This window comes from Oceanobacillus jeddahensis, assembly GCF_000750635.1.
Classification (GTDB): Bacteria; Bacillota; Bacilli; order Bacillales; family Amphibacillaceae; genus Oceanobacillus; species Oceanobacillus jeddahense.
Map to the genome: position 1 here is coordinate 458,681 of NZ_CCDM010000001.1, position 25,016 is coordinate 483,696.

Sequence of the window (25,016 nt, forward strand, 5' to 3'; positions counted from 1 at the left end):
TAAGATGCGGTAAGTATAACTAAGAATATTATATTTAATATTATCAAAAATAGTAGAATAATTCTATTAAATTAACAGTTAATAGCTTAATAAATGAAAACGCTTTAATAGGAGGTTCCCATGAAAATTGTAATTGGATCGTTTGTAACAATGTGTTTACTCGGAGTTTTTTCAATGTTTTATGAAGGCGATGGAAATAATCAATATGAAAATTATCCAGAACGTTCTGTTACCACTATCGTTCCTTCAGGGACCGGGGGAGGAATTGATACGAGTGCAAGAGTAATATCAAGTTTATTAGCAGATAAAGAGAACTTCCCTGTATCTATGCTGGTAGAGAATCGTCCTGGAGGTGGACAGGCTGTAGGATTATCCGATTTTGTTACAAGATATAGTAATGATGATTATAGGTTATTTTTACCAGCTTTACCGTTAATTATTAATAATCTGAAAGAAGACGGCAATAGTCCATTTGGTTTTAGGGATTTAACCCCTCTAGCCCAAATCAATTCGGATTTTAGTGTATTAGCTGTCCATAAAGATTCAGAGTTTGATGATCTGCAGGATCTTCTGGATGTCATGCACGAAGATCCAAGTTCTGTAACATTTGGAGGTGGGTCTGCCCCTGGTTCCCAGGATCACCTTAATATTATGCTGGTAATGTTGGAGGCCGGAATCGATCCTGAAGAAGTAAGCTATGTTTCTTATGATGGCGGTGGTGAAGCAGTTACAAGTTTATTGGGTCAGAATATTGATGTTTTGTCTTCTCACTTGTCTGGTGCTAGTGAATATTATCGCTCAGGAGATATAAAAATTCTTGGATATTCAGGGAAAGTTCCGATAGAAGGTGAGTTCTCTGAGCTCGTTTCATATTATGACCAGGGTGTGGATGTTGAGTTTAACCAGTGGAGGGGTGTTTTCGGCCCTAAAGATATGGATGATGAACTTATTGAATATTGGGACAATGTATTTGAAGATCTTATCCTCTCAGAAGAATGGGAATCCCAATTAGATATAAATGGCTGGCAGCCGGGATATAAAAATTCGGAAGATTTCGAGTTTTTTCTGGAAGAACAAGAAAAAGAAATTTATGAAGTGTTAAAGGTATTAGAAATGAATGCTGAATAAATTTGGAGGTGATATAAATGAAGTTTGACCGTTATGCAGGTGTCGTATTTTTAGCAATAGGGGTTTTGTTTATATATGAAAGTTTTAAAATAGACAGTTCCGCATATGGGAGTGCAATAGGTCCCAATGTGTTTCCTTTCATATTAGGAGTTTTGTTAATCGTATCCAGTGTTACACTGATCATTCAAACATCGCTCCATATGAAAAACATGTCTAAAGAAGAGCAACTCGAAGAAGAAGCACTCAAGAAAGGTAAATATCGTAAGTTTTTAATTATACTAGCTGCTCTAATACTATATGCGTTCTTTTTAGAGCCGCTGGGATTTGTAATTACAACCTTTCTATTCTTAATTATCGGATTTCAAACGCTTGAAAAAGGTAAGATTACAAATTCAATCATTATCTCTCTTGCTTTTTCAATCGGTGTCTATTGGGTCTATGTAGGTGTGTTAAATGGAGCTTTACCTGGATTTCCTGAATGGACAGGACTTTAGTATTTGAATAAATCCAAGTAAAAAGAAACAGCTTTAGAGATGAAAAGATAACCATCGTATTTTACTGCATGCAGACAGAAGAATATTTGGTAAAGCATTCTTATTTAAACAAAGCTGTCTAAGCATAAATACAATTTTTATATCAAAATCATTGAAGAGGAGATGAACAAGTGGAATCGTTACAATTACTAATGGATGGATTTGGAACTGCTATTCAATGGCATAATCTATTCTTTGCTTTTATTGGCGTACTAATTGGAACAATAGTTGGAACGCTTCCGGGAATCGGCCCGATGAGCGGTGTGGCTCTGTTAATTCCTGTTAGTGCATCATTAACACAATCGATGAGTCCGGAGCAGGCTGCAATAAGTGCCATTATTTTGCTTGCTGGAGTATATTATGGCGCAATGTATGGAAGTTCGACAACATCTATTTTGTTAAATACCCCTGGGGATTCTGCATCTGTAGCAACAACTTTTGATGGATACCCAATGGCGAAACAGGGAAGAGCAGGTATAGCACTTGCACTTACAGCTATTGCATCATTTGGTGGAGGGATCATTTCTCTCATTGCGTTGATTCTTTTAGTGGAGCCTTTAACAAATGTTGCTATTGGGTTTGGGCCAACCGAATACTTTGCCATGATGTTTTTAGGACTTACAGCGGTTACTGGTTTAACAGGTAAATCTATTTCTAAAGCAGCCATAATGACGGTATTAGGCTTAGCGGTTGCGACAATTGGAATTGATAGTGTTTCAGGAGTAAATCGTATGACTTACGGTATACCGGAATTATATCAAGGAGTTGAATTCTTAACGATTGCTGTTGGTTTATTTGCTTTTGGAGAAGTCTTTAAAATGGTTATAGGAAGTGAATCAGGCGGTGGTTTTAAAGCAAAAATCACACGGATTTTACCAACTAAGAAAGATTTGAAAGAAAGTGCAGCTCCTATAGGAAGAGGGTCCGTATTAGGATTTATTATTGGTGTATTACCCGGCGCAGGATCTACTATAGCATCTTTCTTTGCGTATACATTGGAGAAAAAAGTTAGTAAGAACAGAAAGAAACTGGGAACAGGTGCTGTAGAGGGAGTAACAGCCCCTGAAGCTTCAAATAGTGCTTCAACTGGAGGAGGAATGATTCCTTTATTAGCACTAGGTATACCTGGTTCTGGAACCATTGCAGTTTTATTAGGTGCAATGATTATGTATAATGTCCAGCCAGGTCCACTTTTATTTGAGGAAAGTCCAGAGATAGCCTGGGGATTAATTGCAAGTATGTTTATTGGAAACTTAATGCTGCTTATCTTAAATTTACCGTTAATAAAAGTGTTTGCCAAGATTGTAGATACACCTACTAAATATCTGTTGCCATTAATTATTATGTTTGGTGTATTTGGTGTATATGCAGTTCAATTATCAACGTTTAATTTATTTCTATTGATTGCATGTGGCGTTCTTGGTTACTTTTTAACAAAACATGACTTTCCTTTAGCGCCATTTGTATTAGGGATGATCCTCGGGCCAATGATTGAGAATAATCTGAGAAGAGCATTAACAATATCAAATGGGGATTATATGGTGTTTTTAACAACACCGATCTCAGCTGTATTATTGTTCTTATCAATAATTATGTTAGCAGCTCCGCTGATCAGTAAGTCTATCTTAAAAAATATTAATAAACAAAATATATAATCAACCTTTTTTTATATTTGTTTCGAGGAGGTACTAATATGGGGTCCTTAACGGAATTAGGAAAATATCTAAAAAATGCAGAGCTGGCTTGGGGCACGTCGGGAAATTTAAGTAAACGATTAAGTAGAGAAGAAATGATTATTACAGCTTCGGGTACATTAATGGATCATTTAAAAGAAGATGATTTTGTTATTACGAATATCTTTACTGGTGACTCTAAGGGCGCGAAAAAGGCTTCCAAAGAAACTCCAATGCACAGTGGTATATATCAGCAAAGAGAAGATGCTAATGTAGTAATACATTCTTCTCCATTTTATACAACCCTTCTAGCCTGCAGTGATTTAAAGTTATATTCGAGCCTATTTATTGAAACGATGTATTATTTAGAGAATATTACTTATATCGACTATTATCATCCAGGAACCATTGAATTAGGCGAGGCTATCAAGAAAAAATCAAAGGATGCGAATATTATTATCATGAAAAATCATGGTGTGGTGGTTTTTGATGAATCAATACAAGAAGCGAGGATGCGTTTAGAAACTTTAGAGATGGCTTGTAGAATGATTGTGAAATCACAGGAAGCAGGCATTACATTAAATTATTTGCCATCAGATATTGTAAAAAGCTTTTTAGAAGAATCACGCTACAAACCAAGGAAGGGAAGCTGATTAAATTGAAAATAGGCATTATCCATGCAACTAAAAATTCAAAAGAACCATTGGATCATGCTGTTCAGTTATACGCAAATAACGTGACTGCAACTCATTTTATAGACGAAACATTGATGGAGGATATCAGAAGAGACAGACATGTAAAGGAAGAACACGTACAGCGAATAGTTGACTTGCTTGAAAAAGCAAGAACTTCTTCTGTAGATGGAATTGCTTTAGCCTGTTCATCTTTTACACCTTATGTGGACCATTTTCAGCAAATGTTTGATTTTCCTATTGTAAGTATCGATTTAGGAATGCTTAAAAAAGCAGTTCAAATTGGGGGACAGATAGGAATAATAGCAACTTTAGAGGCAGCAAAAGATACTACAACTCATATATTAAATGATATTGCTGATGATATGAATAAAGAAATTAGAGTATATCCTATGCTTTCTAAGCAAGCTGCTGAAACAATTAATTCGGGTAATACAGAAGCATTCAAGAATATTATCCAAAAAGAAGTCAAAGATTTAAGTGAAAAAGTAGATGTCATTGTAATCGCACAAATGTCTATTACAGCAGGGCTTGATTTAACGTTTGAGTATAAAGCTCCTGTTTTAACAGGTGGAGAGTATTGTTTAAAAGAGTTGACAGATATTTTAACCAATCAAAAGATATAAGAAAATAATTGATACACTAAAAGTTGGGTAAAAAAGCTTTTTTCTAAACATTATTATCTTAAATAACTCGTTTAAATCTATTAAACTATATAGAGGAGTCTGTATTTTTTGAATAAACAATTATGTGATGGTGTTATGATGTTCAACCTGATTTATGTTTTGAGGTGATTAAAATAACGAAAGAAACCCTATCGATAAAAAAAGAAGTGAAAAAAGAGCTGACAGCTAATGGAGAGAAATATATTTACTATTCATTAGAACGTTTAACAACACTAGGTTATATAAATGTTAAAAAGCTTCCGTTTTCATTGAAGATTTGGCTGGAATCTATATTACGTAATGCTGAATCTGGAGAGGACGGGAAGAAACAATTAGAAGCGCTGGCTAATTGGCCTTCTGAAAGAGATAGTAGTCAGGAATTACCGTTTTATCCCGGCAGAGTACTACTGCATGACACAACAGGTCTCCCGGCATTAGTAGATTTAGCTGCGATGAGAGATGCTTTGAAGACCAGGGATAAAAATCCTTTACACTTAAATCCTAAACTTCCAGTAGATTTAGTCATTGATCATTCACTAATTGTTGAGTCCTTTGGAAATAAAGATGCTTTAAATAAAAATGAGCAAAGAGAGTTCCGGAAAAATTATGAAAGATATCAATTTTTAAAATGGGCAAAGAACTCCTTTCAGAATCTTACCATTGTGCCTCCTTCATCAGGGATTATGCATCAAATTAATATGGAGTATTTATCTACTCTAGTGATTAAGAAAAAGAAAGGAGATGTTAACTTACTCTATCCTGATACATTAGTAGGTACAGACTCGCATACGACGATGGTGAATGGGATGGGAATAGTTGCCTGGGGTGTTGGAGGCATTGAAGGGGAAGCTGCTATATTAGAAAAACCTGTATTTATGAATATTCCTAAAGTACTTGGAGTGAAGTTAACAAATAAACTTCCAGCGGGCACAACTTCAACAGATCTTGCTCTTACGCTTACCAATGTATTAAGAAAGTATGATGTTGTTGGGAAAATAGTAGAATTTTTTGGGCCTGGAGTTCAACATTTAAGTGTTCCTGATAGAGCAACCATTTCGAATATGGTTCCTGAATACGGAGCGACCATGGGATATTTTCCAGTAGATAAAGAAACATTAGCATACATGGATTTAATTGGACATCGAGAAGAAGAAATTAAATTAATGGAGGAGTATTACCGTCTTCAGGGAATGTATAGAGAGAATAGTATGATGGAACCCAGCTATGAAGAAATACTTGAATTTAATCTGGAAGAGGTTGTGCCTTCCCTTGCAGGACCAAAACGTCCGCAGGATAAAGTGAATTTAAATCAATGTAAGGAAGAGTTTAACCATATCTTAACAGAGCCAATAAATAATGGAGGCTATGGACTTTCTTCTCAAGAGTTAAAAACAGAAAGTGTCACCTCAATGGGAACCTTGAAACATGGAAGTGTCGTTTTAGCCGCAATCACCAGCTGTACAAATACATCCAATCCAGATGTGATGATTGCAGCAGGTCTGGTAGCTAAAAAGGCAGTGGATTTAGGAGTGAAAAAGAAAGAATTCGTAAAAAGCTCGATAACACCTGGAAGTAGAGTGGTAGCTGATTATTTAGAAAATGCAGGTCTAAATAATTATCTGGAAAAACTGGGGTTCTATGTATCCGGTTATGGATGTGCAACTTGTATCGGTAATTCCGGTTCTCTGCCCCCGGAAATAGAGAAAGCAATAAAAGAAAATCAGTTAGTTGTTTCGGGAGTACTGTCAGGAAACAGAAATTTCGAAGGACGGGTGCACCCACTTATTAAAGCTAACTATCTTGGCTCTCCTCCAATTGTAGTGATGTATGCTTTGGCCGGTACAATGAATATAAATTTAATGGTAGATCCAATAGCTTATAGCTCAGAAAAAGCACCCATTTATTTTCATGATTTATGGCCATCAGCGGAGGAAGTAGAAGCAATAAAAAATACTTTTTTGACACAAGATTTATTTAAAGCAAGGTATAAAGATATACTAACCCATAACAAAGAATGGAATCTTATTGAAAGTGAAGATAGCCATCTTTTTAAATGGGATTCAAAGTCAACGTATATTCAAAAACCACCATTTGTGAATCAACGGCCCCAAGCTGATTCGTATGTGTTTCATAAAGGTAGAGCTTTATTATTTCTGGGAGATAGTGTAACGACAGATCATGTTTCACCATCGGGAGCGATTGGAATGTCAACACCAGCAGGGGAGTTCTTACTAGAAAGAGGGGTCTCGCCTGGAAATTTTAATTCATATCCATCCAGACGCGGTAACCATGAAGTAATGGTAAGAGGTGGTTTTGCTAATGTTCGTTTGAGGAATAAACTAGTACCGGAGAAAACAGGCGGCTATACGATTTTCTTTCCTACTAATGAAGTAATGAGCGTTTACGCTGCTGCAATGCAATACCAGGAAAAAAATACAGACTTAATTGTCATAGCTGGAAAAGAGTATGGGACAGGAAGTTCAAGAGATTGGGGAGCTAAAGCACCGAAACTATTAGGAGTTAAGGCTATTATTGCAGAGAGTTATGAAAGAATTCACCGCAGTAATCTAATCGGAATGGGAATACTGCCTTTGCAATTTTTAGAGAGTGACTCAGCTGCTGGATTGGGGTTAAATGGAAGTGAAATATTTACGTTGAAAGAATCGATGCAGGATATTCAAGCAAACAGCCAAGTTGAAGTAAGGGTGGAAGGAAATAAAATAAATTCTTTCACTGTAAAAGTAAGACTGGATAATAAAATTGAACTCGATTATTTTAAAGCCGGTGGTATTATGAATAAAGTATTAGAAGAAATAGAGGAAAGAGTGTGACTAGTATGGATTTTAATGGAATGATTGATATGCATATTCATTCAGCTCCTGATTTACGAGAAAGAAAACATACAGATAAAGAATTAATGCTTCAAGCTGAGAAGCTGGGGATGAGAGCAATTGTTATCAAATCACATTGTTTTCCAACAACAGATCGAGCTTGGCATTTAAATCAGGGTAACAAGAAAGTTCAAGCTGTTGGAAGTGTTACTTGTAATGCCCCCATTGGAGGACTTAATCGTATAGCAGTAGAAAATGCAATTAAATTAGGCGCCAAAATCATATGGCTTCCAACAAATGATGCTAAAAACCATCGAACAAAGATGAAGCAAGCTGGTGGCATAGAATTACTACATGGCAGCCAGCTTTCTGACGAGGCAGTAGAAGTAATTGAATTAGCATCGGAGTATAATGTGGTTTTGGGGACAGGGCATATTTCAAAGGAAGAAATTTATAAGGTTGCAGAAAAAGCAAAATCTCTAAATTTCCGTAAACTGGTTATTACACATCCAGAGTTTCATATAGTAGACCTTTCTATAGGTGAGCAAATCAACCTTTTAAAAGAGTTTGATCTAAAATTTGAACGGACGTATGCACAACCTATTGGTGGAGGTATGTATAAAAGTAATTTAGAAATTAATTTAGAAGCAATAAAAAGAGTAGGATATGAATCAACCATTGTTTCTACAGATAGCGGACAAATAGAGAACCCGCCTTGGAATATTTCATTTCCTTCCTATATAGAGTATTTATTAGAAAATGGAATCAGTGAGAAAGAATTAATCCACATGACAAAAACACTTCCTTTATTGTTATTGGGTTTATGAAAAACAGGTGATATTTCTTCAATTTTTTAATATGAGATTCAAAATTTGAGTAGAAAAAGGATGATTGAAATGACAAAAAATAGATTCTTAGGAATACCAACAACTTCAATTACAGATGCATTGGGCAGTAAAAATTATATGGACATCAGTATTAAACCTCTAAAACAAGAATGGCAACTAGCGGGGAAGGCGTTCACTGTTGATATTTCAGCTGGTGAAAATATTTCGGTATTAGAAGCAATATCTAAAGCAGAGGCTGGAGATGTTTTAGTGATTGATGGAAAATCAGGAACAAGCAATGCTTTTGCTGGAGATTTTATTATAGGATTAGCAAAAACAAAGGGATTAAATGGCGTTGTTTCTAATGGTGTGATTAGAGATATAAAGGGGACAAAGGATTTAGATTTCCCTGTTTTTTGTAAAGGCACAACAACGGCTGCCAGTAAAAAAAATCTGATTGGCAAATTAAATGTTCCCGTGAATGTCGGAGAGGTTGAGGTGAATCCTGGTGATATTATTGTAGCTGATGCTGATGGTGTAGCAGTTATACCTAAAAACAATGAAGAGGAAGTTTATCAAAAAACAATTGAAAGGGTAAAAAAAGATGAAGAGCGAGAAAGTCGGGTAGGAGAAGATCTAGAAGCTGTGCAGGACTATCTTGAAAAATTCCTGGCCGAGCATAAGCAGGGATAAAAGTTTAATTTTAAAGTTACTTTTTTACAGTGGTTTAATATTAGAAAGAGACAGACAGCATAACGTTCTTCTGTGATATAAGAAACCCCGTCCTTAAAGTTTAGATATATTTGGGTCGGGGCTTTTTGTGCATCACAGTAGAATATTATAAGAAAATTGCGAATTTACAGTGTTTTAAATGTCAAGGGGAGATTTGATGAGAGGAATTTGAGAGAAGTGAAAAATATCTTTGATTATTAAGTTTTGCTTTAAATACTATGATATAAAAGAAAGTGAAAAAAGTTTTGCCAACATAAAATATAAAATTCTATATTTTTTTAAAAATAGAGTTTACAAAATTAAAAATAAATATTATAATTCATTCATGGAAACGTTTCCTTTTGTGAGGAGTGATTGAAAATAACTAGAAAAGTTACTATCAAGGATGTTTCTCAGCATTCGGGTTTTGGGATAGGCACGGTGTCAAGAGCAATTAATCAATCTGAAGGTATAAGTGAAAAAACGAAAAAGAAGATTCAAGCAAGTATTGAACAGCTGGGTTACACGCCAAATTATGTTGCGCAAAGTATGCGATCGCAAAAATATAAAAATATCGCTTTCTTTGCTGATATTTCCAACCCAGTTTTTGCTCAAATTGCTAAGAGTGTACAAATAGAACTGGATAGTTACGGGTTTACCTTGTCCCTATGCAGTATTGGAGAAAAAAATGTTGAAGAAAAGATTTCTTCGTTTTTAAATGGCAGAAGTTTCGATGGCATTATTTTATCAATTCCTACTGAAAAAGATTGGAAATTAAATAAGGTTTTAACGAAAATAGATATTCCGGTTGTTCCAATCAATAGAGATGTTCCAACATTGCCGCCGGGGGTTTTAACAGATTATTATAGTTCGGTGAAAAAAGCAATAAATTATCTTATCTCATTGGGGCATGAAAATATAGCGATGATTACAGGAAACAAAGAAATCAGACCGACAAGAGAAGGTATAAGAGCATATAAAGATTGCTTTGATTTTCAGAGGAAAAAGTTTAATGAACAACTAATCCTAAGCGGAAAATTGAATAGTAAATCAGGAGAAGAATTACTATTAGAAGTAGCCCCTAAAATACATAAAGGGGAAGTCACTGCTGTCTTGTCCTTAAATAATCAAATGTTTTATGGTATTTTACGTGCAATGAGAAAAGAAAATCTAAGATATCCTGATGATATTTCTATCATTACATTTGAAGATAATGAACTGACGCAATTATTAGATCCCCCGGTCACTGCTATCCACAGACCGATTGATGACATGGGAAAACAGATAGCACAAGTTTTATTAAAGTATATTCAAGATCCTGAATCATATGGTGAGGAAGAACCAATTGTAATTCCTACTGAATTTCTTATAAGAGATTCTTGTAAACCAATTAGTTAAATTGATTTACAAGAATTAATTATCCAATGAAATGGAAACGTTTCCGAATAGATTAAAAGGAGCTAAGTAAAATGATTGATGAAAAAAAGAATACGACAAAACAAATAAATACACTAACATCTAAAATTATAAAGGTAGAAGTTATTCCGATAAAAATGCCTTTGAAACAGGTTTTTAAAGGGAGTAATTACTTTATGTCCCATCGAGTAACGGTCATTACAAGAATAACAACAGAGGATGGAATTGTTGGAGAAATATATAATGGCGACGAGCTGGATGACTTACAAGCTATTGTAAATATGATTAAAAATGAAATGGCACCACTTATTATTGGAGAAAATATATTTGATGTTAAACATATTTGGCAAAAATTATATCCTATAACATTTAATATTTTAGCAGATAGAAAAATCTCTTTGAATGCACTATCTTGTGTGGACAGTGCTATCTATGATGCAATCGGTAAGACATTGGGAATGCCATTAGTACAGCTATGGGGCGGATCAAAAACGAAATTACCAGTCATGCTAATTGGAGGTTATTATTCAGAAAGAAGCGATGTAGATGAAGTGAAAATTAAAAATGATATTGAGACATATAAAGAAATGGGAGTAGCAGCTTGTAAGTTTAAGGTTGGAGGCAAATCCCCTGAAATTGATATTGAAAGAGTGAGAATTGCAAGGGAAGCTGCAGGAGATGAGTTTGTACTTACGGTAGATGCCAACCAAGGTTGGGATAGAAAAGATGCATTGACCTTTGCACAAGGGATAAGAGATTTTGATATTAGGTGGTTTGAAGAACCTTGTCGATGGAGTTACGCCAAAGACGCTATGAAAGATATACGTTTAATGTCTGGTATCCCTGTAGCAGCTGGTCAAAGTGAAGATTCGCCTGCAGAATGTATTGAGATGATGAAAGGTGGAGCAATAGATGTTTGTAATTTTGATGCAAGCTGGAGTGGAGGGCCAACAGCTTGGAAACAAGCGGCTAGTACGGCAGAAGCGTTAGGTTTTGATATGGCTCATCATGAAGAACCACAAATTTCGGCACATTTACTTGGGTCTACTATGTCAGGAACATTTTTAGAAGTATTCCATCCTGATCGAGATCCAATGTTCTATGAAATTATTGAAAATAGAAATGAATTTAAGAATGGTTATTATAAAATTCCTGAAGGTCCTGGGTTTGGTATTCAGCTAGATAAGCGTGTTATTGAATCATATCGTCTGGATAAATAACGATTAGAGAGGAGTAAGATTAGATGGTTGTATTAACGGAACAAAACATGAATGAATTGGAACAAGGAGCAGCAAAAGCGAGAGAGGTTATTATTAATACAGTATATAAAGTAGGGGCCGGTCATTTAGGTGGACCTCTTTCTGCTACAGATATTCTTACTGCTTTATATAACCAAGTTTTAAATATAGACCCTAAGAATCCTGACTGGGAACAGCGAGATAGATTTGTTCTATCGAAAGGTCATTCTGCGATTGCTTTATATACAGTACTTGCTTTGCGAGGCTATTTTCCAGTGGAGGAAATGGAAACCTTTGATGGAATGCAGTCAAGACTTCAAGCACATCCGGATAAGGATTTGTTACCTGGTTTAGATATGTCTACGGGATCTTTGGGACAAGGTATTTCGACTGCTGTAGGAATGGCGTTAGGAGCAAAGCTAAAGGGAGATTCGTTTATGACCTATTGCATGATTGGAGATGGGGAAAGCCAAGAAGGTCAAATGTGGGAAGCTGCTGATGTTGCAGCAAAATATAAGCTGGATAATCTGATTGTTATTATGGATTATAATAAGTTGCAACAATATGGCTGGGCAGGAGAGGAAGAAGCGAGATTAAACCCAATTCAAAATCCAGAAATAAAATGGAAAGCTTTTGAATGGGACGTAACCACCATAAATGGTCATTCCATGAAAGAAATTATTGATGCTTGTCAAAAAGCAAAGAAAACAGTTGGCAAACCTACTATTATTATTGCGAATACCGTAAAAGGTAAAGGCGTTCATTTTATGGAAAACAATTATCTATGGCATTCTAAAGTTCCAACAGAAGAAGAATATGCCGTATCTATAAAAGAGATTTCTAAAGGTGGGTTAAATCATGACAGTTAAAAAAGAATTCAAATCAATGAGAAATAAATTTGGTGATGTCATTTTGGAAATCTCTAAGGAGGATCCAAGAGTTTATGGATTAGATGGAGATTTAGCTAATTCTACTAAATTAAATATTTTAGCAGATAAAAATCCAGATAAATTTTTGCAAATGGGAATAGCAGAGCAAAATATGATGGGTGTTGGAGCAGGCCTGGCAGCAGTTGGATTACAGCCATGGGCAGTTACTTTTGCAGCATTTATAACCAAAAGAAGCCTTGATCAGATTCAAGTATCTATAGCTCAAACCAACTCAGATGTGAAAATGGTTGGGGCTTATGCTGGTCTTTTAAATGGTAGAGCTGGAAAAACACATCAAGCACTGGAGGATCTAGCGATCATGAGATCTTTATCCAAAATGGTTGTTTTAGCACCAGCTGATGCTTATGAAGTTGAGCAAGTCATGAGATTTGCAAACAAATATCAGGGGCCAGTCTATATTCGCCTAGCAAGAGATAATGTAGAATCTATATTTTCAGATAGTTGCGAATATAGGTTCGAATTAGGAAAAGCAGTTGTTTTAAAAGAAGGCGCTGATGCAACGATTATTTCAACAGGTACACAAACAGCAAGAGCGTTAGAGGCTGCCAATCTATTACATGAAGAAGGAATAAATGCTTCTGTTGTTCATATGCCCTCTATAAAACCATTAGATAATGAAGCTATTATAGAAGCTGCTAAGAGCACAAGGGCAATTGTAACAACTGAAGAACATACGATTTATGGAGGATTAGGAAGCGCGGTAGCAGAAGTGTTAGTGGAGAATGTGCCAGTACCCATGTTGCGTGTTGGGGTCCGTGATAAAAATACGCAGTCGGGATCGAATGAGGAATTATTGGATCATTATGAAATCTCAAGTAAGCATGTTGCTGAAAAAGTGTTACAAGTGATTCAAATGAAAAAATAGTTAGATGTTGTTCCCACAATATTTATGTTAAAAACTAAAAATAGAAAGGTATGGTATATAAGAATGAAAGCAATCATGAAAGTAGCACCAGGACCGGGGAATGTAGAATTAAGAGATATTCCAGATGTAGAGTGCAAGGATAACGAAGTAAAAATTAACGTGAAATATAGCGGGATATGTGGTACCGATCTCCATATTTTACATGATACTTTTAAGAATTTTCCTCCAGTAGTTCTTGGACATGAATTTGCAGGAATTGTTATAGAGACAGGTAAGGAAGTAAATAGTTTTAATGTTGGTGATAGAGTAACTGTGCTTCCATCTACAGCAATTACATGTGGTACATGTGAATACTGCAAACAAGGACAATATGTTTTTTGTGAAACGAGAAGAGGAATGGGCTATGGTGTCAATGGAAGTTTTACAAAAAATGTTGTGGTAAGAGAAGACATGGCATATAAAATACCCGATTATATTTCTTTGGAAGCAGCAGCTTTGGCAGAACCTTTAGCTTGTGTTGTACAAGCACTGGAAGAATTAGAGACACCTAACGCAGGAGATACTGTCTTGCTTTCAGGTCCTGGGCCATTAGGGTTAGTATCCCTTTCATTATTAATAAGTAGGGGGGTTAATGTCATTGTGGCAGGGACTGATGTAGATGATATTCGTCTAGAACTATCGCAAAAAATGGGAGCTTCCAAAGTAGTTAATGTAAGTAAAGAGAATTTAAGTGATATTGTTAAAGATCTAACCAATGAAAAAGGTGTAGATTTTGCTGTAGAATGTGCTGGTCATCCTAGCTCTATTAATGCTTGTCTACAACAATTAAAGAACAAAGGTAAATTGGTACAATTGGGAATTGTAGGTTCAGAAGTAACCCTGGATTATGACTTAGTTATTTATAAGCAAATTACACTTCAAGGTTCTGTAGCCCATTCTATGTCAACATGGGAAAAAGTAATGAAATTATTTGAACAGAACACGTTAGATTTAAACAGTTTAATTACGCATAAATTTCCCCTGGAACGCTGGAAAGAAGCATTTGAAATGAGTGAAAATAAACAAGCTGGTAAAGTACTTCTTTATCACGAATAAGGGGTTATAAATTATATGGAAAATAAAGTAAGAAAAACGCGAGCAGCTGTACTGCACAAGCCGTTTGTAGTGAAAATGGAAGAAAGGGAGTTAGATTCCTTACACTCAAATGAAGTACTAATAAAAGTGATGTCAGTTGGTGTATGTGGTTCAGATGTCCATTATTATGAGAAAGGGAAAATAGGAAGTAAAAAAGTAGAAAAACCACTAATTCAAGGACATGAATGTGCAGGAATAGTTGTTGAGATAGGATCAGAAGTAACTACTTTAAAAATTGGAGATCGAGTTGTAATTGAACCAGGTATTTCATGTGGTACTTGTACAGATTGTAAAGAAGGAAATTATAATCTATGTAGCCATGTAGCTTTCCTATCTTCCCCGCCAATAGATGGGGCATTTTCAGAGTATATAATCCATCCAGAAAATTTTCTTTTTAAAATACCTGATAATGTAACTTTTGAAGAAGCAACATTAATAGAGCCATTATCTGTCGGTTTACATGGTTTGTCCAGATCCGGTATGAAAGCGGATTCAAGTGTGTTGATATCTGGAATGGGCCCAATTGGATTGACAGCAATTATTGCAGCAAAATCTTTTGGGGCTCTGAACATTATTGCAACAGATATTGAACCTTTAAGATTAAAAATAGCAAAAGAGTTAGGTGCTACACATGTTATTGATGTTTCCAAACAAAATTTAGTAGAGAGCGTGCAAGAATTAACAAATGATCGTGGTGTAGATGTAGTCGTTGAAACATCAGGACAGGAACAAGCAATAAAAGCAAGTGTGGATATCGTAAAAAAAGGTGGAAATATATCTGTTATTGGATTTTCAAGATTGAATAATATTGGTATTAATTTTTATAAGCTATTACAAAAAGAGGTTAGCATACATGGTGTATATAGATACACCAATACGTACCAGCATGGAGTTGATATATTAGGTTCTAAAAAATTCAAGACAGATTTACTTTTAACTGATTTTTATCCGTTAGAAAAAGTACAGGAAGCATTAGAGCATGCCAGAGTGAATAAAAGTTCAAGTATTAAAGTAATTGTTAAGCCTAATGATTGAATAGTTAACAGCTTTAGGAGGTATTGATCAGATGCAAATGACAAATAAAGTTCAGGAGTATGGGAATACAGTCGGGGGAGCAGAAATTTTTGAAGGAGAAAAAATTCCAGTTTATAACAAATATACAAATGAATTAATTGGTGAGGTATATAAAGCAGACCAAGGTATTGTAAACGATGCAGTAAGCAGTGCTGTAAATACATTTACAAAGATAAAATTACCGGCAGTAGATAGAAGTGAAATCCTATTACAAACTGCCAAACTATTAGGAGAGAATAGAGAAGACCTCGTACAAACTTTAGTACAGGAGGTTGGAAGAACCATAAATGATTGCAATATCGAAGTTGATCGAGCGATTAACACTTTTACCATTTCAGCTGAAGAAGCAAAACGAATTTCGGGTCATGGAGTGCCAATTGAGGGACAAAAAGGAAATGAGAATCGACTTTCCTTTACTGTTCGAACACCAGTTGGAGTTGTGGGCGCCATAACACCTTTTAACATGCCACTTAATTTAACAGCTCATAAGATTGGTCCTGCAATTGCTGCGGGAAACACAGTTGTACTAAAACCATCAGAAATAGCGCCTATTACGGTGTTAAAACTAGTGAAAATAATGAAAGAAGCTGGCCTTCCAGATGGGTATTTAAATGTAGTAAATGGTTTTGGCAGCGAAACTGGTCAATATTTAATTGAAGATGAACGAATAAATATGTTTACTTTTACAGGAAGCGCAAGAGTAGGGAAATTGATCAAAAATACCACAGGAATTAAGAAAGTATCTTTAGAATTAGGAAATAATTCTCCTACAATTATTCATAAAGATGCAGTAGAAATTAGTGATATTGCTAAACTTGCAGCTCAAAGAGGATTTGTAACTGCTAATGGACAAGCATGTATTGCTGTTCAAAGGTTGTATGTTCATAAGGAAATTTATGATGAATTTTTATCAGAGTTTATTCAATCTGCAAAAGATTTAAAAGTTGGTAATCCCGCAGATTCTCAAACAGATATTGGAGTAATGATTTCTGAAAAAGAAGTTGCCCGAGTAGAAAAGTGGGTGAGGGAAGCGATCGCAAACGGAGCAAAGCTGGAATGTGGAGGTAAAAGAGAAGGCACGGCTTACCATCCTACTGTACTAACCAATGTCAATCAGGATATGAAAGTAGTTTGCGAGGAAGTGTTTGGACCAGTTGTTAGTGTTATCCCATATGAGTCAATTGATGCAGTATTACAGGAAGTAAATCATTCAGATTATGGGCTACAAGCAGGGATATTTACGGCAAATTTCAACTTTGCTATGCGAGCAGTTCGGGAATTGGAATTTGGAGGCGTTATCATTAATGATGTATCGACATTTAGAACAGATGCTATGCCATATGGTGGGATTAAAAATAGTGGATTAGGCAAAGAAGGTCCTAAATATACCATAGAAGAAATGACAAATGAAAAAGTTGTTGTTATGAATTTATAAGAGAATCTGGAAACGGGGGTATTATCTATGAAAAAGTATTTTTTAGCGACATTCATTCTTTTCACTATTATTTTAGCTGCCTGTGGTAATTCTTCAAATTCATCGGAAGGGGAAGCAAGCGGGTCTTCAACAACGACATTAAAATTGAATTTTGTTGGATCGAATTCCGACCCAACCTACCCTTTATGGGAAGAATTTGCTGAAGAACTTGAAGAAAGATCTGAAGGAACGTTGGAAGTTGAGATTTATCCTTCTGAAAGTCTTGGTAATACAACGGACATGATTGAAAGTATTTCAAAAGGAGCTACTGTTTTGCAAGATAGCGATCCAAGTCATTTATCGGATTATGTAGATGATTTTTCTATATTTATGCATCCTTATCTTTTTCAAGAGCCTGAAGATATTGAAACAGCATGGAAATCAGATGTAGGGCAAAGAATGTCTGATGAACTGGAAGAGAAAGGAATTAAAATTGTAACGGCAGTCTATTTTGGAAAGAGACATCTTTTATCAGATGTAGAAGTAGTTACACAGGATGATACGCAAGGCATGAAAATAAGAAATGCACCCACAACAATGTGGAACGAGGTATCAAAAACGCTTGGTGGAAATCCAACGAATACAGCTTGGTCTGAAACATATAGTGCATTATCTCAAGGGGTAGCAGATGCTGCAGAATCCCCACTCTCTTTACTTTATTCTTCTAAATTATATGAAACAAAAGACAGAATATCTTTAACAGGACATCTAGTAGCAACGACAACGATTGTTATGTCCACGGATGTATATGATTCTTTACCACCCGAAGCGCAAAAAGCTATAGATGAAGTAGGACAAGAACTCCCGGAGAAGAGAGTTGAAGATATCGAAGAAATTGAAGTGGAATATCGTCAGAAGCTGGAGGATGAAGGAATCGAATTTAATGAAATTGAGCCAGAAAGCTTTATAGAAGCTTCTGAACATGTAAGTGATGCTTTTCCTGAATGGACAGATGGATTGTATGAAGATATGAAGAAAGCAATTGAATAAAAAATATATAAATCATGTACAATCTAAAAATTTTTAGATTGTACATGACTTCATAAACTTTTAGCAAGGGGATGGTTAAAATTAAAAAGGTATTTAATCATTTTGAAACCTTCATTGCTTCAATAGCATTTTTAATAATGTTGTTAGTAGTTATTGTGAATGTACTTTCAAGACTCTTTTTTAGTCGTTCGTTTGGTTTTACAGAAGAAATTGCTTTTATATGCTTTACATACAGTGTTTTTTTCGGGACTGTATTACTTTTTAAAACACATGCGTTAATAGCGATCGATTTTGTTGTAGAGAAACTTCCTCCAAAAGTTCATAAATTAGCAAATATATTAAACTTTTCTATATTGATCTGTGCAAATGCCTATTTTTTATATTTAAGCTTTACGTTAACAATGGATGGATGGACGAGGCCGACATCATTTCTAGGAATCCCATATTCATTTATTTACTTAGCAGCATTAATTGCTTTTGCATTAATGCTAGCTTATTCAATAGGATTTTTAGTACGTATAATCCGAGGCAAGGATGTTGTAACGTCCGTATCACCTGAAAATCAATTTTGAAAGAATGGATAAAGTTTTGTTCATTCTTTTACAAGGGGGTTAATAAATGGATATCGTATCCTTTATTCCTATTATCATATTGTTTATTCTTTTTTTTCTAAGAATTCCAGTTGCATATAGTCTACTGATTGCAACCGTAGTTTATTTTATATTTATTAATAATACAATGCCTGTTCAATTTACTATTCAGAGTGTAGTGGCGTCACAAGAGTCTTTCACGTATTTAGCAATTCCCTTTTTTGCATGTGCGGGAGTAATATTTAATTATGCGGGGATTACCGAAAAATTGTTACGGTTGGCAGACATGCTATTAGGACATGTGAAGGGCGGTATGGGTCAGGTTAATGTTTTACTTAGTGCTATGATGGGAGGTCTTTCTGGATCAGCTAATGCAGATACAGCAATGACAGCAAAGACAGTAATTCCTGAAATGACAAAATTAGGATACGATAAAGGATTTTCCACAGCAGTAACTGCTGCTTCAGCGGTAATTACGCCAATCATACCCCCAGGGATTATATTAATACTGTATGCAATTGTAGCAAATGTTTCTATCGCAGACATGTTTTTTGCAGGCTATTTACCAGGACTTTTAATTGCAGTTGTGTTATTAATAACTGTATCAATTATTTCACGTAAACGAGGATATGTTCCATCACGAGATAGCAGAGCAAGTTTAAAAGAAATATTTGTACAAATAATAGAATCAATTTGGGCATTATTTTTACCATTAGGTATTTTAATGGGGCTTCGTTTAGGATGGTTTACACCAACCGAAGCAGGAGCTATGTGTGTATTGTATGCAGCATTAATTGGATTTTTTGTTTACCGTCAATTGAAGCTAAAAGATATCCCGGCTATCATATTTGAATCAACTGTCGCAACTGCTGGGATCATGTTTATTATAGGAGCGGCAAATGCGTTTGGAGATTATCTTACGTGGGAACGTATCCCAGTTTTATTAACAGATTTTCTAACGAATAGTATAAACAATCCATATGTACTTCTGGTTGTTATTACGATACTACTCCTACTAATAGGATGTTTCTTTGAAGGGGGCGCTGCTATGATTTTATTAGCTCCTCTATTAGTTCCAGTTGTTGATGCTATGGGAATTGATTTGGTATTTTTCGGTATATTAATGAGTATAAACTTAACAATTGCAGGTATAACACCACCTTTTGGGACAATGATGTTTGTAGCAACATCGATAACCGGAGTAAAGATAGAAGATTATACGAGGAATATATTACCTTTTGTTGGAGTACTTCTACTATTGTTATTTGTATTAATTTTTATTCCAGATTTTGTTATGTTTATACCTAATCTATTATCTCCTTAATGATAAAGAAGTATGTTTGTTTGAGAGTAACATAAACTAGCAGTTAATCATAAGAAAAAAATGTTTGTACAGGTACCAGCACTAGACAACGTTGGGAGTTTTTCTCTTAACTTTTTAGTACTGGTACCTGTTAACTTTTACGGAGAATGTAATAATGATCTTTTTCTATGACTAGAGACAAAAAACTTTCTTGTTCAAATTAAAAAAATAATTTTAAATTTTTTAATTTGAAGTAAAAGGAATTATTAAGCTGGTTCAGTGTATGATTATTTGATCTTTTCTTATTTTGTGAAAGGTTCAAGCCTGCTTAATGTCATTCTTCTACTTCTTTTTTCAAAAATGCGAGAATGGAATCAGGTAAAGGAATCCCTTCCTTCTCTCTTTTTTGAGCAGTAAGCATCTCAATCTCACCAGGAATATAAACCCTGTCTGTATTTGGACCAGGAGCAGTTGCTCTTAATTCTTGGATCATTTGATCGAGTCGGGATGTAAATGAATCAATGGAAACAAATTTTGCTGGATCAATGGCCATAAAAAAGTGGCCTAATTCCCTGTTTTTATTATAATCTCCATACATTTTAGAAACATGAGGCCCAAAAGCTGCTCCAGTAAGCATTGCTGTAAATATTTCAACAACCATTGCTAATCCATATCCTTTTGGTCCCCCAAAAGGTGATAATGCAACTACTTTATTTGGATCATGCGTAGCTTCTCCACTTTCGTCTACTCCCCAGCCATGAGGAATATTTTCTCCCTTTTCTTTTGCATTTAATATTTTTCCTAACGCTACAGTACTTGTAGCAAAATCTAATATGATTGTCTCCTCCTTTTTTGTGGGGAAACCAAAAGCAATTGGATTCGTACCGAAGAAGGGTTCTGATCCACCGAAAGGAACAACGATTTTATCCGTATGGGTCATTGCAATACCTATTAAATTGTTCTGTGCAGCTTGTTCGACAAAGTAAGAAAGTGCGCCACAATGGCTACTATTTTTGACTGCTACTGCACCCGTTCCTGCTTCTTTCGCTTGTTCGATAGCGATGTCCATCGCTGTTTTAGAGATATAGTGTCCAAATCCATTATCTCCATCTAAGATACTGGTAGAAGGAGATGTTTTTGTTACTTGCGGTTGGGCAGTGGGATTAATACCGCCGGATTGGATTCGCTTAATATAGTGTTCTACTCTTAAGACACCGTGAGAATCTACACCTCTAAGATTGGCGTGAACAAGGACCTCTGCAATTGCTTCAGCAGCTTCTTCCGTGACACTCTGCTTTAAAAATATTTGTTTTACGGTATCTTGTAATTGTTCTTTTAAAATCATAAAAATTTCTCCTTTCTATTCTGCAAACGCTTAAATTTATACTAGCATACTTGTATGGTAGTATGGTAGAATGAATTTCAGAAAGGGGCTAAAAAATGTTAAATCGTACTTCATTTAGACATTCTACAAGAGATTTTGTTTATGACACATTGAGAGAATCCATTATAGATTTAGAGTTACCACCGGGTACAGCGATTTCTGAGAAAGAAATTTCTGAAGAACTGGAGGTCAGCCGAACGCCAGTTAGAGAAGCTTTCTTGAGATTGAAAGAAGATGAACTTCTAACTGTGCTTCCACAAAGAGGATCATTTGTGGCTTTGATTGATTTGGACCATGTCGAAGAAGCACGTTTTTTACGAGAGCAGGCCGAGGCAGGAATTATTCGGTTAGCATGTGAAAATTTCTCTAATGAGCATCTGCATAAATTAGAAATGAATTTAGTAGAACAGAAGAAAGCTAGAGATGATGAGGACGAAAATGCTTTATACACTTTAGATAAAGCATTTCATCAATTGTTTGCAGAGGGGACTGACAAACTGCGTATATGGAGAACAATTCAAAAAATGGATACGCATTCAATGCGACTTCGGAAATTAAGTATCGCATTAAAATTAAATTGGAAAGAGTTAGTTGAACAGCATGAGGCGATGGTAGATGCTATCAAAGAAAAAAATCAAAAAAGGGCAGAAGAATTGATTAGATCACATCTAGCATTGCTTAAATATGATCAAAAAGCATTAAAAGAACAGTATCCGGACTATTTTAGTTAAATAAAAATGATATAAAGGGGTTAGACATCATGTTAAAAAGGTTGTTTGTATTCAGCTTGCTGACTATCCTAATTCTAAGCGGCTGCTCATCAACAAATGAGAGTTCTGCACAGGAAGATGATGTTACACATTGGAAGATGACACATATTTCTGATGAAAGTCATCTTTGGCACCGTACAGCTGTTGAATTTGCTGAATTGGTAGAAGAAAAAACAGATGGGAAAGTAATGATTGAGATTTTTCCAAATAGTCAACTGGGGAGTGAAGTTGATAATATTAATTCAATTCGCTATGGAGCAACAGATATAACGATCACAGGTGAAACATTAGAAGTATGGACACCTAGTGCTGTGATGCTGGCAGTTCCATATGCTTTTGAAAATGAGGAACATATGCGGGATGTTATCGAAGGTGAAATAGGAAGGAAAATTGAACAGGACATTGAAAGAGATGCAGGGCTAAAACCATTATTTTATATGGAAAGAGCTCCGAGGAATTTAACTTCCAATTATCCTATTTCTACACCAGAGGATTTACGGGGATTCAGTATGCGTGTGCCTAATGTACCATTATTTTTAGATTCCTGGTCCTCAGCTGGAGCGCAGCCTCAGGTGATCAGTTTAAATGAAGTCTTCACTGGTTTACAGCAGAGTGTTATTGACGGTCAGGAAAATCCTAATGATCTAATTGAAAGTAATGGTTTCTATGAAGTTCAAAATTATTTAAATACTACAGAGCATGTACGTTCTTGGATTTATGTAGTTGTTGGTGCAGAACAAATGGAAGCGTTACCTGAAGATCAGCAGCAAGCAGTAGAAGAGGCTGCTGCAGAAGCTGAACAATACGCACAGGAGTTAGTAGAAGAAGAGAATGAAGCAGTACTTCAAAGACTGCTTGATAATGGAATGGAGATCAATGAAGATGTGGACCAGGATGCTTTTCGTGAAGCAATGTTGCCTGCATTAGAAGAATATTTTGATGAAGAGCAGCTCGAAATGTATTTCGATATACTAGATGCTGCGGATAGTAACGGAGGTGCTGAGGAATGAATCTGATGAAGAAAGTTGATAAGGTCCTTGGAATAATAACAATGCTGTTATTTTCAGCTTTATTATTTATCGTTATTATTCAGATTTTAAGTCGTTACTTTCCTTTTGATTTTATATGGACAGAGGAGCTTTCACGCTATCTATTTGTGTATTCGATTGTAACAGCTGCACCATTGGCTTTGAGAAAACAAGAGTTTATCCGGGTAGACTTATTGATTGAGAATTTGTCCCCTCGTGTTCGCAAAATATATGAAAGCGTTATTTCCGTAATGATCTTTTTATTCTCAGTAGTGTTGTTTATTTATGGGATCCAACTGGTCAGTTTAGGTGCTGATTTTTATGCGCCGACATTAGGCTTTCCAATGTCTTATACCTATGCAGCTGTTCCATTATTAGCTATTTTATTAATGGTATACTCCGTGGTATCTATTATTGATCAATTTACGGGGGAAAATGAGAAAAGGGAGGAGGAGCAAATATGATGGCACTATTGCTTTTTGGGCTATTTTTGTTATTAATTGCTTTTGGTGTGCCGATTGCATTTGGTCTAAGTATCGCATCGCTTGTTTACTTGCTCGTTGTCGGGGTTCCATTTACAGTTATTCCACAAACCATGTTTGCCGGTTTAGATTCGTTTGTAATGTTAGCGATCCCAGCCTTTATTCTTGCTGGTAATCTGATGAATGCTGGAGGAATTACCAATCGGATTATTGATTTTGCAAATGCCGTTGTTGGCCACATACGAGGTGGATTAGGTTTGACAAACGTAGCTTCCTCTTTAGGTTTTGCGGGAATCTCTGGTACCGCTTTATCGGATACAGCAAGTATAGGGTCTGTTATGATTCCGGCAATGAAAAAACAGGGATATGGCGCCGGATTTTCGGCAGCGGTAACGTCCATTTCGTCTACTGTCGGGCCAATGCTCCCTCCTTCTTTACCAATGATTATTATTGGTACATTGGCAGGTATATCGATTGGTGACTTATTTTTAGCAGGAGCAGTTCCTGGTGTTCTTTTGGCTATTGGGTTTTTGCTTGTTACTTATGCTATTTCTGTAAAGCGGCAATATCCAAAAGGAGAAAAGCAGTCAATTCCTGTAATTGGAAAGACATTCCTGGGCGCTTTTTGGGCTCTTCTGATGGTCGTTATTATTTTGTGGGGGATCCTAGGTGGTTATTTCACACCAACGGAAGCAGCTGTTGTTTGTGTCGTATATGCTTTTGTTGTCGGGAAATTTGTTTATAAAGAATTGAAATTAAAAGAAATCCCTGCCATTTTACTAACCACTTTACGTTCTACGGCTTCTATCCTTCTGCTTGTAGGATTTGCCAATACATTTGGGTGGATTTTAGTTAGTGAAGGTGTGCCACTTCAAATTGCAAACGGGATTTTATCTATTTCTGAAAATCCAATTATTGTTACATTATTAATTATTATGTTACTTCTTCTCGTAGGAATGTTTATGGAGACTATTGCTGCGTTAGTTATTTTATTCCCGGTTCTATTACCAGTTGCAGAAAGCATTGGAATGGATCCAATTCACTTTGGTGTGGTCATGGTACTTTCATTAATGGTTGGATTATCTACCCCTCCGGTGGGAGTTTGTCTATTTGTTGCATCGACGTTCGCTAAGGTTCCAATTACCAAGACAGTGAAAGAGTTGATTCCATTCTTTGGTATAGCAATTTTTGTATTAATTATTGTTGCATTTGTACCTTCTCTATCATTGTTCTTACCAAGCTTATTTGAATAAAGGAT

At 35.7% G+C, this 25,016-nt stretch carries 23 protein-coding genes; 22 read left to right on the plus strand and 1 reads right to left on the minus strand.

Annotation, left to right across the window (positions count from 1 at the left end; genetic code table 11):
• Positions 1–120 precede the first annotated feature (120 nt).
• The 18 genes from BN986_RS02080 (at position 121) to BN986_RS02165 (ending at position 20,115) form a co-directional block, all read left to right on the plus strand.
• Positions 121–1,128 (plus strand): tripartite tricarboxylate transporter substrate binding protein, encoded by a 1,008-nt coding sequence (locus BN986_RS02080; protein ID WP_040977985.1) that lies wholly within the window; start codon positions 121–123, stop codon positions 1,126–1,128.
• A gap of 17 nt (positions 1,129–1,145) precedes the next feature.
• Positions 1,146–1,622 carry a tripartite tricarboxylate transporter TctB family protein gene (locus tag BN986_RS02085; RefSeq protein ID WP_040977986.1) on the plus strand — a complete coding sequence of 159 codons (477 nt, stop codon included), beginning with the start codon at positions 1,146–1,148 and terminating at the stop codon, positions 1,620–1,622.
• 191 nt (positions 1,623–1,813) lie between these two features.
• Positions 1,814–3,316: a tripartite tricarboxylate transporter permease gene (locus BN986_RS02090; protein WP_392392252.1), complete on the plus strand. Its 1,503-nt coding sequence runs from the start codon at positions 1,814–1,816 to the stop codon at positions 3,314–3,316.
• Positions 3,317–3,354: 38 nt separating this feature from the next.
• On the plus strand, positions 3,355–3,987 hold the full coding sequence (locus BN986_RS02095; protein WP_040977988.1) for a class II aldolase/adducin family protein: 633 nt from the start codon (positions 3,355–3,357) through the stop codon (positions 3,985–3,987).
• Between the two features lie 5 nt (positions 3,988–3,992).
• Positions 3,993–4,652, plus strand: coding sequence for an aspartate/glutamate racemase family protein (locus BN986_RS02100; RefSeq protein WP_052400582.1), 660 nt, complete (start codon positions 3,993–3,995; stop codon positions 4,650–4,652).
• Positions 4,653–4,816: 164 nt separating this feature from the next.
• Positions 4,817–7,522 (plus strand): aconitate hydratase AcnA, encoded by a 2,706-nt coding sequence (acnA, locus tag BN986_RS02105; RefSeq protein ID WP_244444924.1) that lies wholly within the window; start codon positions 4,817–4,819, stop codon positions 7,520–7,522.
• Between the two features lie 5 nt (positions 7,523–7,527).
• Positions 7,528–8,349, plus strand: a complete 822-nt coding sequence (locus tag BN986_RS02110; protein ID WP_052400583.1) for a DUF6282 family protein — start codon at positions 7,528–7,530, stop codon at positions 8,347–8,349.
• Positions 8,350–8,409: 60 nt separating this feature from the next.
• Positions 8,410–9,042: an RraA family protein gene (locus BN986_RS02115; RefSeq protein ID WP_074435600.1), complete on the plus strand. Its 633-nt coding sequence runs from the start codon at positions 8,410–8,412 to the stop codon at positions 9,040–9,042.
• A 393-nt stretch (positions 9,043–9,435) separates the two neighbouring features.
• Positions 9,436–10,458 carry a LacI family DNA-binding transcriptional regulator gene (locus BN986_RS02120; RefSeq protein ID WP_040977991.1) on the plus strand — a complete coding sequence of 341 codons (1,023 nt, stop codon included), beginning with the start codon at positions 9,436–9,438 and terminating at the stop codon, positions 10,456–10,458.
• Positions 10,459–10,529: 71 nt separating this feature from the next.
• Positions 10,530–11,696, plus strand: coding sequence for a mandelate racemase/muconate lactonizing enzyme family protein (locus BN986_RS02125; RefSeq protein WP_052400584.1), 1,167 nt, complete (start codon positions 10,530–10,532; stop codon positions 11,694–11,696).
• Between the two features lie 23 nt (positions 11,697–11,719).
• Positions 11,720–12,583, plus strand: a complete 864-nt coding sequence (locus BN986_RS02130; RefSeq protein ID WP_040977992.1) for a transketolase — start codon at positions 11,720–11,722, stop codon at positions 12,581–12,583.
• On the plus strand, positions 12,573–13,529 hold the full coding sequence (locus BN986_RS02135; RefSeq protein WP_040977993.1) for a transketolase family protein: 957 nt from the start codon (positions 12,573–12,575) through the stop codon (positions 13,527–13,529). Before BN986_RS02130 ends, BN986_RS02135 begins: the two co-directional genes overlap by 11 nt.
• 24 nt (positions 13,530–13,553) lie before the next feature.
• Positions 13,554–14,624 (plus strand): zinc-dependent alcohol dehydrogenase, encoded by a 1,071-nt coding sequence (locus BN986_RS02140; RefSeq protein ID WP_244444925.1) that lies wholly within the window; start codon positions 13,554–13,556, stop codon positions 14,622–14,624.
• 15 nt (positions 14,625–14,639) lie between these two features.
• Complete coding sequence (locus tag BN986_RS02145; protein WP_040977995.1) at positions 14,640–15,698, plus strand: NAD(P)-dependent alcohol dehydrogenase; 1,059 nt, start codon at positions 14,640–14,642, stop codon at positions 15,696–15,698.
• Between the two features lie 31 nt (positions 15,699–15,729).
• Positions 15,730–17,172 carry an aldehyde dehydrogenase family protein gene (locus BN986_RS02150; RefSeq protein WP_040977996.1) on the plus strand — a complete coding sequence of 481 codons (1,443 nt, stop codon included), beginning with the start codon at positions 15,730–15,732 and terminating at the stop codon, positions 17,170–17,172.
• A 27-nt stretch (positions 17,173–17,199) separates the two neighbouring features.
• Positions 17,200–18,201: a DctP family TRAP transporter solute-binding subunit gene (locus BN986_RS02155; RefSeq protein WP_040977997.1), complete on the plus strand. Its 1,002-nt coding sequence runs from the start codon at positions 17,200–17,202 to the stop codon at positions 18,199–18,201.
• Between the two features lie 137 nt (positions 18,202–18,338).
• A complete protein-coding gene (locus BN986_RS02160) occupies positions 18,339–18,773 on the plus strand; it encodes a TRAP transporter small permease (RefSeq protein ID WP_187378511.1) in 435 nt (144 codons plus the stop codon).
• 46 nt (positions 18,774–18,819) lie between these two features.
• Positions 18,820–20,115, plus strand: coding sequence for a TRAP transporter large permease (locus tag BN986_RS02165; RefSeq protein WP_198136776.1), 1,296 nt, complete (start codon positions 18,820–18,822; stop codon positions 20,113–20,115).
• 313 nt (positions 20,116–20,428) lie between these two features.
• On the opposite strand, the gene allD is transcribed toward BN986_RS02165, so the two are convergent.
• Positions 20,429–21,439 (minus strand): ureidoglycolate dehydrogenase, encoded by a 1,011-nt coding sequence (gene allD / locus BN986_RS02170; protein WP_040977999.1) that lies wholly within the window; start codon positions 21,437–21,439, stop codon positions 20,429–20,431.
• A gap of 95 nt (positions 21,440–21,534) precedes the next feature.
• Between allD and BN986_RS02175 the strand changes: the two genes are divergently transcribed.
• From BN986_RS02175 to BN986_RS02190, 4 genes are read left to right on the plus strand one after another with little or no spacing between them, the layout of a single operon-like run.
• Positions 21,535–22,209 (plus strand): GntR family transcriptional regulator, encoded by a 675-nt coding sequence (locus tag BN986_RS02175; protein ID WP_040978000.1) that lies wholly within the window; start codon positions 21,535–21,537, stop codon positions 22,207–22,209.
• A 29-nt stretch (positions 22,210–22,238) separates the two neighbouring features.
• Positions 22,239–23,258: a TRAP transporter substrate-binding protein gene (locus BN986_RS02180; RefSeq protein ID WP_052400585.1), complete on the plus strand. Its 1,020-nt coding sequence runs from the start codon at positions 22,239–22,241 to the stop codon at positions 23,256–23,258.
• Positions 23,255–23,740 carry a TRAP transporter small permease gene (locus BN986_RS02185; RefSeq protein ID WP_040978001.1) on the plus strand — a complete coding sequence of 162 codons (486 nt, stop codon included), beginning with the start codon at positions 23,255–23,257 and terminating at the stop codon, positions 23,738–23,740. The genes BN986_RS02180 and BN986_RS02185 overlap by 4 nt, the downstream gene beginning before the upstream one ends.
• Positions 23,737–25,011: a TRAP transporter large permease gene (locus BN986_RS02190; RefSeq protein ID WP_040978002.1), complete on the plus strand. Its 1,275-nt coding sequence runs from the start codon at positions 23,737–23,739 to the stop codon at positions 25,009–25,011. Before BN986_RS02185 ends, BN986_RS02190 begins: the two co-directional genes overlap by 4 nt.
• Positions 25,012–25,016 lie beyond the last annotated feature (5 nt).